The sequence below is a fragment of the Escherichia sp. WS1450 genome (assembly GCF_046487395.1).
Classification (GTDB): domain Bacteria; phylum Pseudomonadota; class Gammaproteobacteria; order Enterobacterales; family Enterobacteriaceae; genus Escherichia; species Escherichia coli.
The window spans coordinates 1-13779 of record NZ_JBJQJO010000022.1 but is presented as its reverse complement, the minus strand read 5'-3'; the positions used below and the strand labels follow the sequence as shown (position 1 = coordinate 13779).

General features: G+C 48.5%; 11 protein-coding genes and 1 pseudogene. 11 read left to right on the top strand and 1 reads right to left on the bottom strand.

Annotated elements, in window-relative coordinates; genetic code table 11:
• The first annotated feature begins 31 nt into the window (after nt 1–31).
• The 4 genes from ACJHYR_RS20760 to ACJHYR_RS20745 are packed head-to-tail and all read left to right on the top strand — an operon-like array spanning nt 32 to nt 2404.
• On the top strand, nt 32–580 hold the full coding sequence (locus ACJHYR_RS20760) for a hypothetical protein (RefSeq protein ID WP_029701805.1): 549 nt from the start codon (nt 32–34) through the stop codon (nt 578–580).
• An 8-nt stretch (nt 581–588) separates the two neighbouring features.
• Nucleotides 589–1080, top strand: coding sequence for a hypothetical protein (locus ACJHYR_RS20755; RefSeq protein ID WP_021551822.1), 492 nt, complete (start codon nt 589–591; stop codon nt 1078–1080).
• A 51-nt stretch (nt 1081–1131) separates the two neighbouring features.
• Nucleotides 1132–1683: a hypothetical protein gene (locus tag ACJHYR_RS20750; protein WP_021551823.1), complete on the top strand. Its 552-nt coding sequence runs from the start codon at nt 1132–1134 to the stop codon at nt 1681–1683.
• A gap of 13 nt (nt 1684–1696) precedes the next feature.
• The gene (locus tag ACJHYR_RS20745) at nt 1697–2404 is read left to right on the top strand and encodes a hypothetical protein (protein ID WP_021551824.1); all 708 of its coding nucleotides are present in this window, start codon (nt 1697–1699) and stop codon (nt 2402–2404) included.
• 331 nt (nt 2405–2735) lie between these two features.
• Here the strand turns inward: ACJHYR_RS20745 and ACJHYR_RS20740 are convergent, their stop codons facing one another.
• Nucleotides 2736–3491, bottom strand: a complete 756-nt coding sequence (locus ACJHYR_RS20740) for a RepB family plasmid replication initiator protein (protein WP_021551825.1) — start codon at nt 3489–3491, stop codon at nt 2736–2738.
• 386 nt (nt 3492–3877) lie between these two features.
• Here ACJHYR_RS20740 and ACJHYR_RS20735 point away from each other — a divergent pair, with 386 nt between their 5' ends.
• The 7 genes and pseudogenes from ACJHYR_RS20735 to ACJHYR_RS20705 all read left to right on the top strand — a co-directional run.
• Entirely contained in the window at nt 3878–4702 is an 825-nt protein-coding gene (locus ACJHYR_RS20735) for a hypothetical protein (RefSeq protein ID WP_021551826.1), read from the top strand.
• Nucleotides 4703–4849: 147 nt separating this feature from the next.
• The gene (locus tag ACJHYR_RS20730; RefSeq protein ID WP_074441523.1) at nt 4850–8617 is read left to right on the top strand and encodes a transglycosylase; all 3768 of its coding nucleotides are present in this window, start codon (nt 4850–4852) and stop codon (nt 8615–8617) included.
• A gap of 50 nt (nt 8618–8667) precedes the next feature.
• A complete protein-coding gene (locus tag ACJHYR_RS20725) occupies nt 8668–8997 on the top strand; it encodes a hypothetical protein (protein WP_223363304.1) in 330 nt (109 codons plus the stop codon).
• Nucleotides 8994–10424, top strand: a complete 1431-nt coding sequence (locus ACJHYR_RS20720; protein WP_021551829.1) for a hypothetical protein — start codon at nt 8994–8996, stop codon at nt 10422–10424. The genes ACJHYR_RS20725 and ACJHYR_RS20720 overlap by 4 nt, the downstream gene beginning before the upstream one ends.
• Before the next feature lie 9 nt (nt 10425–10433).
• Nucleotides 10434–11276 carry a hypothetical protein gene (locus ACJHYR_RS20715; protein WP_021551830.1) on the top strand — a complete coding sequence of 281 codons (843 nt, stop codon included), beginning with the start codon at nt 10434–10436 and terminating at the stop codon, nt 11274–11276.
• 116 nt (nt 11277–11392) lie between these two features.
• On the top strand, nt 11393–11839 hold the full coding sequence (locus ACJHYR_RS20710; protein WP_021551831.1) for a hypothetical protein: 447 nt from the start codon (nt 11393–11395) through the stop codon (nt 11837–11839).
• Between the two features lie 2 nt (nt 11840–11841).
• Nucleotides 11842–13779, top strand: a pseudogene (locus ACJHYR_RS20705) (phage tail protein); the annotation flags it as partial.

Genomic DNA, 13779 nt, shown 5'->3' with positions numbered 1-13779 from the left:
CGCTAACGTTGCGGACGGAATCAGTCCGCTAATGAAAGCATACATCATATCAAGCGAGGATATGGTCATCGGATATATCGGCGAAGGTTCCTCTGCCGAATTAACGTCTCTGTGGCAGTCGCCATTTGAAGATAAAGCGATGGGCAGCATGTTAGGCGCTATTAGCGAGGCGGCATCATCTCTTGCAGGCATCGTGCAGACATCATCAGGGTACACGAGTAAAAGCCGGTTCAACTCCACCCTCGTGTGGGAAGGGCAACAACCGCCGGAATTTACCCTTGTACTGGATTTTTTAGCGATGTCCAACGCCAAAACGGAAGTGAATGACGCCATCACGACGTTGCTGAAAATGGCATCGCCAGAACTAAACGACATTACGCCTTTTGGTCGAGTCCCGGAGGCCGTAACGATAAATATCGGCAGGAACGTGATGTTAACGAACGTTGTGATCAAAAGCGTCAGCTATCAGCTTGACGCCCCGCGCACATCGGAAGGCTATTTCACCCACAACACGGTCACTCTGCAATGCAGTGGTAACACATCTATTAACCGCAGCAATATCTCATCTGTTTTTGTTTAGGAGTAATTATGGCCGGTTTTTCAAACACAAAAGCCGATCTCGCCTTCCTGAAAGCCAGATTCAACAAGAACCTGGCAGCAGGCGAAAAATTAATTGGCACTGAATATTGGATGACCATTAAGGGATACGAAAATCTGTCAGTGCTGATCCGCACCGCGCAGTTACCGGAAATGACGCGTGAAGACGTAGAAGATTACGCTCCAGGCGGTATGAAGTTCAACCAACACGGCCCGCTGCGTAACTCAGGTGAATTTCAGGTTACCTGTGCGGAGACGATTGAAGGTGTTGTACTCGCTGCCGTCAAAGAGATGGTTTATCAGAAGAAATATCTGGATATCTCTTTCCAGGCTGCCGCTGAATCTAACAGCGGTGACAGCAAAGGTCTGTCACGTACTTACTCACACTGCAAAGTGTATTCCGATGCCGTTGATTTCTCATCAGAAGATGTAACGGCGGTTGTCAGACCGACCCTGCGTATTGTGTACAACTGGGTTGAGTAATACCGATCCCGCTCAAAAGAGCGGGATTATCCCCCTCCGTCCGGAGTATTTATGACACCTTCTGAACTATTAGAAAGCGTTAAAGCGCGATTCAATCCTCTTCTTGTACGGGAAGAGGAAACACTGAAAGCATTCCTGCTCAAAGCGTTGACTACTTACCAGGACAGGGCAGGCGTAGTTAAGGCGTTAAAGCTGGAGAAATCAGACGGCACGGCGATCCCTGTTCCGGATGATTATCTGTCTCTGGTCCACGTCACTGACCACAACGGGCTTCTGGTTTACGCCGACGAGATTGCCGGTTTTGTCGAACTTGAGCTTACCGGTTCTGAACGCTGGCCTTTCAAGATGCAATACCTTGTAAATCTCCGCGATCGCAACCTGGATGAGTGGCAAGTGCCACCTGCGATTATCGGAATGCTTGAGGAATATCTTGAAGCACTTATCAATGTCCGCAACGTTGCCCGCCAGCGAAGGGCGTCAATTGATGGCAAGTTTGATTACTCCGATCTTCCTGATGAGGCGACGCTCTACGCGCGTGTTCAGGAGATAGAAGAAAAAATGGCAGCCAACCGGGCCATTATCCCTGGTGCTACCATTTTTTAACACGGAGGGCTACGTGAGTATTTTTAGTGCTACAACGCAAACGCTAGCCAGTGCGGTATCGTTTAGCGCGAAATCGTTCACCAGCAACCTTATCAGCGACATTCTGGATAGAGCGGTGTCTGGCAGTGGCGTTAGTGGGAGCTACGGCAATGACATCGCTTACGGAAAGAACGTAGTTGCTACGGCTATGCGTATCCGCTATGCCCAGGGCTGGCAGTGGACGGTAGACGTAGACGGATTAAGCGGCTTTGATATGTTCGTTAAGGACATCACTTACAGTAGCGGGAATATTGAAACAGAAAGCAAAATCATTGGTAGCGTCGAGTTCAATAAGCCAACGCACGTAACCGCCGGGCCGGTAACAATGACGGTCAGAGACACAGAAGACGGCAAAATAATGAATTGGTTCAAAGAGCGCCGCGCTCGTGTAACCAATAGCGATGGTACGCTAAACCTGCCGCCAGATTATCTCATGAATATCAGGCTATACCGCGTTACACAGGAAGGCGGGAAAGAGCTGGAAGAGGAAATGCGTGTATTTCCGACTCAGATAGGAGAGATCAGCCGCTCACGTGATCAGGTGTCCGAATTCTTGTCCTATCCGATCACGTTCCAGCGATACACATCTGCCGGTTCCGGCCTGTCCGCATTAGTCAATGGAGCTGCTGGTTTAGCAACAAGCGCACTTAAAAGCGCCGCCAGCAACGTGATCAAGTTTTGAAATGCAATATTAAAGTGCGAGAAGGTGGGGAAGGGGCAAACTTGAGGGCAATATCTACACCTGCTGTTTACGTCAATGATGGCATTTTTTACACATCACAACAAAATCAACGCGTTACAACCATAAAACATTCAACAGTAGTGCGATAAAAATAGCTATAGCATACGATGCCATCTGAGGGTGATTTTTACACATTCCTTATTAATCAATAAATTACAAATAATGTTAGCCGTTAAAGATCCAACCAACTAACTAATGATGTAAGAATTGCCCTCAATCTCCCATCTTTAAGGGCAAATCCTACACCTACAGAGAGGTGTAGAAATTGCCCTTAAGACTGCTGATAGGTGAATTTTATTTTTGTAACTCTGCCACCTTCTGTAACCTCTGAGAAAACTATTTTCATTTTTGTGTTTTTTTCGATTTCAGCTACAGCTTTTGCCAGAAAGCTTCTCTTAAATTCGGCGTACCGTTGATAGCTTTTGGGAAGACCATAACGCTCCCGCATCCATTCAACGCCAAGTATAGCGAAGCCGCTCCCATCATCCTTTCTATACTGGCATAAGGACTCATAAAGCCGCATAGAATAAGGGTTTGTCAGGCGAGACACTTCAGTAAAATTCAGCCTCGTGAACCTCTTATCAAGCAGAGTAAAAAACGGCATGAGATATGGATTCAGATGAATAATGTAAGTCCCCCGGCGTGGTGAGTAAGCCTCCTTAATCATCCAGGGATAAGACTCATAACTGTCTTCTGATTCGGTTGATTCATCAGGGTTATATATCGTGACTTTCTTCTCACTAAGTCCGGAGATAGCTTTACGAATATCCTTGCTGGCTTCAGCAGAGGGCAAATTATACATCTCTGCATATTCGTTGACCGTCAACTCACAGGCACCTGAACCAAGAACGCCATCCTTAGAAGCATAGCGAAGTCTTCCCACCACAATAAACAACAGTCGCTTTTGGTCGCGTGTCAGGTGATAAGCCGCCTCTGTGATCTCATTGGCCTGCGCCAAGCTACGGCTAATTGGTGTCGCTGATTCAATCAGACTGACGGCTTTTGCCGTTAATTCCGCTCTGTTCATAACCCTGTGTGATCCTTCAAATGGTGAGGGCAATTTTTACATCACTTTGAGGGCAATTACTACACCTTTTGAGGGCAAATCTTACACCTGCTGAGGGCAAATCTTACACCTCAATAGCTTAATTGAGGGCAAATCTTACACCTTGGTCCTCTACAAGCCCCGCCACCCCTGGCCTCCGCGATGCCTAAAAAGGATCTAAAAAGGATTAAAAAGAGAAAAAGGTTTATAAAAATACTCTGTGGATATGTGAATTGCGTCACTTAAGGTGTAAAAATCACCCTCAATAGTTGCTGTTCGATCGACAAAGATCCTTATTCAATACTCCCACAAATCACACACTCCCTATCCTCTGAAAAACTAACTGAACCTAGCTTTCGGAGGAATCCTTGAACATTCCCAAATTCCCATTGCCTTCACAGCCTGAAATAGAAATTCAGTTTCATGCACCTACTGTGAAAGATGCCCTGAAATATTCAGACATCAATCCGGCAGAAGACGAGGCAACCACAACAGAATACCTCAATGCTATGCAAGACGGCGAAATTAACGACAGCTCAAACTGGACAGTTCAGGATCGCAGAACCGCGCTTTGGTGGATCTTTGTTAATTCCAGGCCTGATGCCGTCATGACTTACTCATACGAGTGTGGTCACTGTGGAAACGTTCATCACGCAGATATTAACCTTTCAGACCTTGCCGAAACGGTAGAAATCCTGACTGTCCCGCCGTTTATTAAAACTATGGTCCCTATAAACGGAGTACCAACCGAGTGGACGCTTAAACCACTAACAGGGAAAGGAGCTGAATTGCTTGAGCGTATGCGCGCCACTTTGCCTGATATGAAAACTCCAGAGTACAGTGCTGAGGTTGCTCGTCTCCGCATAGCTGAGTTGGCCTTGTGTACATCTCTGAACGACGATCCAGAAGACTTCACACAAGCTGCAAACAGACGATTCGATATCATTGAAAACATGGCTCTGGAAACCGAGTTTACCCCTCTGGTAGCTCGCATTCAGCTCATGCAGAAAGACCTTCGCCACGGCTTAAAAATGGCTATTGAACGAGGCACAAGCCGCCTGATCCTACCGCCACAACGCTGCAAAAACGCTAAGGAGGGTGCAGACGTGACTACCACGCTGTACGCCCCATTTCTCAATAGAGAGTTTATCCCATCAATTAGATCTGAATGGATGGCTAACCATTATCAATAACCTGACGTTATACGGCTACCAGCCAGTTAGTGACGTTGAACAATTACCGCAGTGGCGGGCACTCCATATGGAAAAAGCACTGGAAGAGAAATACAAAGCCCACGCCAAAAAAACAGGGTGATCACCGCCGATGTAAGTGAGGTTATTTTGAACGATAAAAAAGACCGAATAGCGATAATCGACGCAATACAAACGGCAAACGCGAAAGAGCTAGCTGCGCTTTCAGAAATAAAAAAAGCACTTGAGTCTTACGGACGCAATCCTGATACCAGCGACGCACCACAAGGACGCGTAAGTCGTCGCCTGGCCCGAACAGGGAAAGCAGGGGCGCAACGCAACAGTTTCACACAGGGGCCGTATAAAGACCGGCTCCCTACCAGGAAACAGAGATTACGTATAAACAACACTAGCGAGATAGATAATCCGCAAAAAGCAGCAGCAGATCACCGCACCGCTCATTCGGAATCAAAAACAGCACCGCTGGCTGAAGGCAAAGCCACGAAGTCATCGCCTGAGCGCATTCAGTTGCTCACTCCTGACATTCAGCCTGCAAGGCAAGAACAACCAGTTAGAGAAAGCCAGAGCACCTCTGGTGCACCGTTACGGGATAGCAACGGACGATTTGCCTCTCAGAAAAAAAACGAGGATCTCGCACGCCAGAATGAGCTACGCGCACAGGCAAAACTACAGGTTGGGTTCCTGCGAAAACTCGGTTCCATTATGGGGGTTGATGGTTCAGGGAAAGCCGACGATGGAGCTGTAACCGATGCTGCCGGGGTAGGGGCTGGTGGTCCACTATGGATGGCAGCACGGGGCGTATTTGATATCAGCCGCGAGATTACTGGTAAGGCTAAATCATTGAAAGAATGGATAGATAATGGCAACGACAAGGCGGCTGGCGCACCGGTGGTCGCAAAAGCCCCCGCCATTACTTACCCGGCACCTGACAATGAAAGGAAGACTCCAGATAACGCGCCCGGTTCAGCAAAGGCATTTACTGAAGCCGTTAAAGAAAAATCTGTGCGTGCGATCGAAGAACAAACGAAAGTTCTTCAACGCAACGACAGCCAGATAATTGATGAGCTGGAAACTGTATCCGAAGAGATCCGGAAGCTACGAAAGTCCCAGGAGAGTGGGCTAAAACTGAGCGACCTCCTCGGCGGTGGCAGATTACGTACCAAAATATCCCCTACACGCGGTCGTAGCAGTGCACGTGGTGGCAACACGGGCCGCACTGGAGACAGTAAAGAAAACAAGGGCAAGAAGGGAAAAAACACCAGCAAACCTACTGAGACGGGCAGGAGTCAGGAAGGCAAAGAGGGGAAAAAAAATCAGCCAGGCAAAAACAACAGTGCGGGCGAGGAAAAAAATCGGACAAAAAATGCTGGTGGGAACGAGGGTAGTACCTCACCAAAATCATCGGGTGATAAATCTTCAGTTAAAACCAGAGCAGGTAAGGTCACTGAAGAAAGCGTAGCCAAAACGGCGGCTGGTGGAGCGGCAGGGAAAGACGCTGGTAAAGCGGCAACTTCCGCTGGGGAAAGCCTTACCAGGAAAGAGGCGGGTAAGGTTGCCGTTGCCACTGGTGAAAACATCGCGAAAAAAGAAGCTGGAAAAGTGGCTCTCAAAGCTGCCGGAGGTGTTGCCGCAAGGGCCGGATTCAGGGCGATTCCAGTCATCGGCCAGGTGGCTATGGTTGGTTATGATGCCGTAGACGGCTACAGCGACACAGAAGCGCAGAGGGCGACTTATAACCTGAAGGAAGGGCAGGACGTTACAACACAGCAAAAGAGCGCCTACGCCGCTGCTAACGTCCTGGATATGGGCGGTCTGGTGACGGGAGCGGCTAACCTCATTGGCGAGGGGATGTCCGCGCTAGGCTTTGAAGGTGTCGGACAAAAACTTCAGAGTCTTGATACCAGCAATATTGCTCGCGGCATAAATAGTTCTATCGACGCGTCGAAGAACGCATTCAGCAGCCTAAAAGAATCGTTCTCATCAAGCAGCGAAGGCACTGCGCAGGTTAAGAAAGCCGTTGAAGATGGCACCAAGCAAACGGTAGCCGCAATTAATGATCTGGCCCGACAGCTACAGGGCGGGCGCAGAGGTGAGGATGGCGTGGGTGAACACGGCTACAAATCGCCAGACGAATTTAAAGCGCCTGAAAAAAATACAATAACGACTGATCTGAATATAGGCGGAAGCAACGCCAAGAACAGGAATTACCGGAATAACAACCTGGGGAACCTGGTTTTTGCAAATCAGGAGGGGGCGGTACTGGAAGCGCCGAACGCGAAAGGCGAACAGCGTTTTGCGCGGTTTAATACGCCCGAAGAAGGGATTCGGGCATTGGCAAACCAGGTATCGAGTTATTACAACGGTACAAGTGCTGCCGCTGGGTATCAGAAGCTGCAAACAGTATCCAGCATCATTTCAAAATGGGCACCACCAACAGAGAACAACACCAATCAGTACATTGAAAACGTCAGCAAATATCTAGGGGTATCCCCCAACGATAAAATAGACGTTAGCAACCCTGAAGTTATGACGCACCTTGTTCGCGCTATTGCGACGAAGGAGGGGGGTAACCCGGCGGTTAACAACAATTTCATCAAAACAGCTCTTGGTTCATTCAACGCTAAAACTGGGCGTTGGGAAGGGCAATTCAATGATGAAACGCTGGAACACATTAATAAAATCCAGAAGGAAAAGGGCGGTCCTCTAATCGCTCGCAACTCCCAATATAGTGTCGGTAGCAAAGTCAAATACGCCAACGGCTCATCTTCTGCTATTCCTGCGTCAAGCGTAGCCCAGGCTGTAATGCCTAGCCCTACTGACGTGGTTCAACACGCACAGGCAGCTAAAAAACCGAAGGCAGCTCAACAGGAAAATGCCCAAGCGATCAGCCACGCGAAAGCTAGTGGCAATTCTTCCGCCGCAGCCGGATTGACGGAGCGGTTAATGAGTGCAGACGGTGTTGGGGGCGTCATCGCCGGGATAGTTGGGGGAGATCCCAATATGGGGCTAAATCTCGGCCCTGCCAGTTCTCCGGAAGAGATGTCCTCGTTAGCAGCAAAAGCCAAGCAATTGGATAAGTTTCTTGTTGAAAAAATATCCAGAGCAACGGGCAAAAACTTTAGTTTCCAGAAGGCGGAACCGATCGCCGATATCACTACGGCTATACAGCAAAAGCGCAACGTTAACCGCGATACAGAAACCATTGACCTGCTTCCGGAGAGTCCGGCAACCATCAGCGAGAAGCGTGCCACATCGACACCGGCGGGTGTGCAGATTTACGACAACGGCTACAAGGTGGTTGAAGGTGAGGACAGGGGCTTCTTTGGCTCGCTATTTGATTCAACTGTGTCAGGGCTTAACCAGGTAGGCTCCGCCGTCCTCCCCGCCGTTGGAGATAACCTCTCGCGACTTGTGGGCGGTATTGATAGCACCGGAATGTTAAATGACTTTGTATTGCAGTCCTCTGGACAGAATACCGATGTTGCTCGCGCTATTAGTCCGTTAACAAGGAGTGTTGGCGGTTGGCTGAATGGTGGCATACAGAAAACGGCGGATACGATCAGGGACACGACTGGCGCAATCAATCAAAGCCTGTTTGCTTCGGGCGTGGCTGCTAAAGAACCGTTCCTTGCAATGCCTCCTCAGCTACCAACCGTCACGGACCTCGCACGAAGCGGAATAAGGCAGATGCTAACAACAGATACCGCAAATAACGATCCGGCTATGTTGAAAGCACTGGAGAACGTTTATTCCGTTCTCAAAGAGATTCTTGGCGTAAGCAAAGACAACCGCAAAGGCGATCAGGACAAAGTTGTGAACACATCACAACCACAACCTCGTCAGCGTGCCAGCACGACTATCAATGACCCATCTCTTGACAAATTACTGGAGGATTAAGACTGATGCTTTATGAGATTGATGCCCGCCTTCAGACAAACGAGAGCGGGGTGGTGATCGCTGAAGGCGACACAAACGCCTGGATAGCCCGACTCGATGAATGGCTACGGACACCAAATGGCAGCGTTTACGGATTGCCGTCATGGGGGAATCCGATGGAGGAGTTCAAACACGAACCCTTCGGTTCTGATACGTCACACATTGTTGAAGTGGCGATTGAAGCGCGAATGATGACGAAGCTACAGCAGGACTTACCAGGGCTTGGACTCCAGGCGATCCGCTGCGCGACTGTCTCTGAAGACCAGTTACTAATTAGCTTCCAGGCAAAAGGAGGCACCGTGAATGTTGTTATGCAGAAAGATAGCGGAGATACAGCGTGAGTATTACCGAATTACTGGACAAGTTTAATGCCAAGCTGAACGAAAACCCCTGGTGGGCGCGATTTGTAAACAGCCAGTTTATTCAAATGCAGTCCGTTTTGGGCGCGCAGATTGTTTATATTGCGCGTACATTTGCAAGCCGTGCACTTACAGAAGGATTCATTTCCACCGCGACGCGTAGAGCAAGTATTCTCGCGGCAGCGGAAGACCGTGGCTATGTCGGTCGTTTGGTCGATGCGTCATACGGCACTGTTTCCATCACCAACAAAACCGACAGGGATATTACGCTACCCGGAGGGGCTGAATTACTGACAAGTGACCAGACACCAATTGCAACCAGCAGTAGTGTTGTTATCCCTGCTGGTGAAACAGTACCCGGCATAGAAGTAAAACAGCATGAAGCAGTCAGCGTAACGTTCGACGTGGTGCAAGAAACACCATTCTTGACGCTGTTACTTTCCCGTGAGTTAACAGCAGAAGTCGCCAGCCTGGAAGTTGTCGTGATAACTAATGGTGTCGAGGAAAAATGGACACATAACCCCCTGTTCCGCATGTCCAGGGATAACAGTAAACATTATGTGTTGGTTTATAAGCCGACAGAACAGATCGGCGTGCGCTTCGGTGATGGATCAATGGGGATGATGCCAGCGGCAGGGAGTCAGGTACGCATTGATATTATGGCAAGCCTCGGTGATTACACGCTGGCTGAAGGCCAGAAACTTGAACCAGCAGGGAACATCTCCGGGTATGTCGAATCACTGGAAGTAAAAACCGATTCGATCATTTCTGGCGGTGGTGGCATGGAAACTACCGAGGAAACCCGAAACAGGGCGCAGTATTATGTGGCCTACGATGAGCAGGTTGTTTGGGGCGGTGATTACCGACAGTTCATTCAGAACGTGGTCAGTGGCACGTCATGGCTTAACGTGTGGGGGGAGGCGCTACAGGAGAAAATCACGGGCTTTGATGTGCGTAATATCAACAAAATTTTCTTTTGTGGGCACAAGCCCGGCGTAACACAGGAAGCTCTGAAAACAGAGATATTATCAGCCCTTGAGAGTATCCCTAATGAGCTGAATAAGAAGTTCGAATACGTCGCCACCAATGAACAGCCGTTCAACATCAAATTTACCGGTATCGTAAAAAAGAGTGTGCTGGTGGATGACGCGCTAACTGCAATTAAAGCGGCACTGGAGGAGAACTTCGGTAAAGACTCCATGTCATTTAGCCAGCTATTGCAGAGTGATGACGATTCACAGCAATGTTATGCACAGGTCAAAGTAAAAGATATCTGGCGAGTAATCGAATCGCTGGATATGTTCCTGTCTTATGACGTGGCTACGCAGAACATGAAAGAAGCTGTGTACTTTAATGATTTTGTTTATCTGGACGTGGAATCATCAACGTTCAGCATAACCTATCCGTAAGAGGTCACAATGCAGAATAACTGGCTAAAAGAGCGTCTGACGCAATTTAAACAGGATTCTAAATTGTGGGCCGCCTTTGTTGATACGATTCAGGACGTGTGGAATGAATCGGTTGAACCTATTCTCACGCGAATAAGCAACCGTAAATCGTTTTTCACAATGGCAAGGGAGGATATGGACACTCGCATTGCTGAATATGGTCGTTTCTTTGTTATCACAGAAACGGACAAAACACGCAGGCCAATGCTATTAGCTCAACGACTGGATGAGGTGCACTTCAAAGGAACAGTAAGGCCGATAGAGCAAACGTTCTGGCGTGAATTTGGCACAATCCCCGTCTCATGGGAACCTTTGTATGCGCCTGTCGATACAGAAAAACATCCCTATGGTTCATTCTTCGCGACCGCAAATGAAATACCGACCGCTCAGGCACAATATGGTGAGTTTTTCCTGACATCCAGAGGGCTGGTTGTCGTCAACCAAAATAAGCTGTATCGAGCTTATGATAGCGATGACCGAGACGTTGCTGTACAGAAGCTACTTGCTGATTTTGATACGGTTATAGCGCCGCTATTGCCATTGCATATCGTGTTTGATGGTGTTTCTTTCCAGTTAAGCGCAACATTGCCGGAAATGGCGGAGATCCTGAATTGCTTATCTGCGGAAGTGTCCTTTATTGAGGGGGTGTACACGACGCAAGAGATGGTCGATGAGCTATCTATTAGCGATACGATCATTCAAATAGGCGGCATCCAGTTCGCAGGAAGGCCAGACCGGACGACGGAAAGAGTGCTTCATCTCGATGAACTCCCGCTCGACGCCTGGGCGCTGGATTATAATTTTGCACCTTAGCAAACCAGGCCCCGCCAACCTGGGTGGGGCCATTTCTCAAAACAAAAGACCACTGGAAATCACAAACTGAACATACTGCCCTTCGATTTATTGCTTGTTAAAGGGGCTATGTTCGTATGGCTGAAACTTTAAAATCCCAAAGCGATTCCAGTATTTACAAGGCGCAACTCCTTTCTTACTACTACTCTCGCCGTGCAGAGTCTGCAATCGGCAGAGGTGAGCGTTTTGTTATGACAAAGGCTTATTGGTGCAAGTCCGATCTTGTGACGGTAAATAGTGCTGGTGGCTGGACTATTTCTGATATTCCGCTCGACTTCAAGTTAAGTGATGCACAGCATTTTGCTGAATCCAATCTCATTCTTTCCAGCCTCGATGGTGTCATTACGATTAATGCCGCTTTTCCACAAGAAACGATGCCGGACGATACACCTTACGATTTCAATACGCTGGTTCTCGTAGATGCAGAGGATCAGGCTTTTGGGGTTGTTTGTACTCAACAGGACACCTTATTCAAAGGTAAGCGATACAGCTTGCTCATGACCATTGAACAGGTCGAGGGATAATTATGTGCGCAGATAAAGTAAAGAACATTGTCACCTTATCTTCGGACATTTCCGCTCCACTAATTGCAGACATGCAATACTTTGAGCTGTATAGCACCGAAGCTCTAAACAGGAAGATGAAAAATATCGTTCTGCCCGGTGTGTACTGTGGGTTTGAACCGGTGCCAGGGGATGGCCTGTTTGTGCGGATTACATCCGAGAAAACAGAGGGAAGAGGGGCGGCTTCAGTTGACGTGGGTAAATGTCAGATATCCGTGCAGCAAGTCAGTGATGTTGTTGTTCCTGTAGAAGCAGGTGTAACGACAATCATCGTTCTTGAAGCTAATTACGAACATGGAGTGAAAACCAGCCAGGTAGATAGTTCATCGGATATTAGTGCTGCGAGAATTATAGCTCTCGTTGATGAGGGCATAGCATCTAACCAGATTGAGCTATGCCGAGTGATCGTGCCTGACAATGCTCAAGCCGTTACCGCAGATATGATTAGCACTAAATATCGCGCTAATCGTGCTGTAGGTGTTGAGTTCTCCAGTGCTTTGGATAGTGACGAAGAATATAAAGCTGCAACCCCCCTTGCTATCAGCACGTTAAATAAACTTAAAGCTCCGGTTGATAGCCCGGAATTTATAGGTATCCCTACATCTCCAACTCCGGAACAAGGTACAAACAGTACACAAATCGCAAACGCTGCCTTTGTTCAGGCCGCTATAACCGCCCTTATTGATGGTTCTCCTTCAGCGTTGGATACGCTGAAAAAAATTGCAGATGCAATAAACAATGATCCCCAGTTTAGCCAGACGATTAATGATGCTTTAGCTCTTAAAGCGCCGTTATTAAGCCCGGCATTTACGGGGGTTCCAACAGCTCCTACGGCGTCACAAGGTACGAACAACACTCAGATTGCAACAACCGCTTATGTTCGTGCCGCTATTTCTGCATTGGTCGGCTCATCACCAGAAGCTCTTGATACTCTTAATGAGCTTGCTGCGGCGCTGGGCAATGACCCGAACTTTGCGACTACAATGACAAATGCCCTGGCAGGTAAGCAGCCTCTCGACGCAACCTTAACCGCGCTCGCTGGCCTGGCGACGGGGGCAAATAAATTACCGTACTTTACCGGAACAGACACTGTAGCCCAGACTGATTTAACGTCAGTCGGTCGCGATATTCTTGCTAAAACAAGCACACTGGCTGTTATCCAATACCTTGGTTTAAGAGAACTCGGAACCAGCGGAGAAAAGCTCCCCCTGTTGAGCACAGCTAATACCTGGAGTGCACGCCAGACTTTCAGCGCGGGGATCACTGGTACGCTGACCGGGAACGCCGATACTGCGACGAAATTAAAAACAGCCAGAAAGATTAACGGTGTGGCATTTGATGGGTCGGCAGATATTACTCTGACCCCTGAAGATCTTGGCTTAACGGATATTGCTTCTCAAGCTGGTAACGCAGTTCAGCGTTCTGGCGACACAATGGGGGGGCAGCTAAAAATTGGCACAATAAATGCCCTTCGAATATTTAACCAGGACTTTGGCCTTATCTTCAGGAGATCCGAGGAATCTCTGCATCTTATCCCGACAAATGAAGGTGAGGGAGAAAATGGTGACATCGGCCCATTAAGACCTTTTGCTATAAATTTAAGAACTGGGTTGGTGTCGATCGGTAATGGGGTAACAGTTAGTGGTGGCATTACAGGTAATTTGACGGGAAACGCAGATACTGCGACAAAGCTCAAGACGGCACGCACAATCGGCGGGGTGTCATTTGATGGCAGCGCCAATATCGACCTGCCAGGCGTGAATAAAACAGGTAATCAGAGCACTACCGGCAATGCTGCAACCGCAACGAAACTTCAGACGGCACGCACAATCGGCGGAGTGTCATTTGATGGCAGCGCCAATATCAACCTGCCGGGTGTGAACATTGCCGGTAACCAGAAC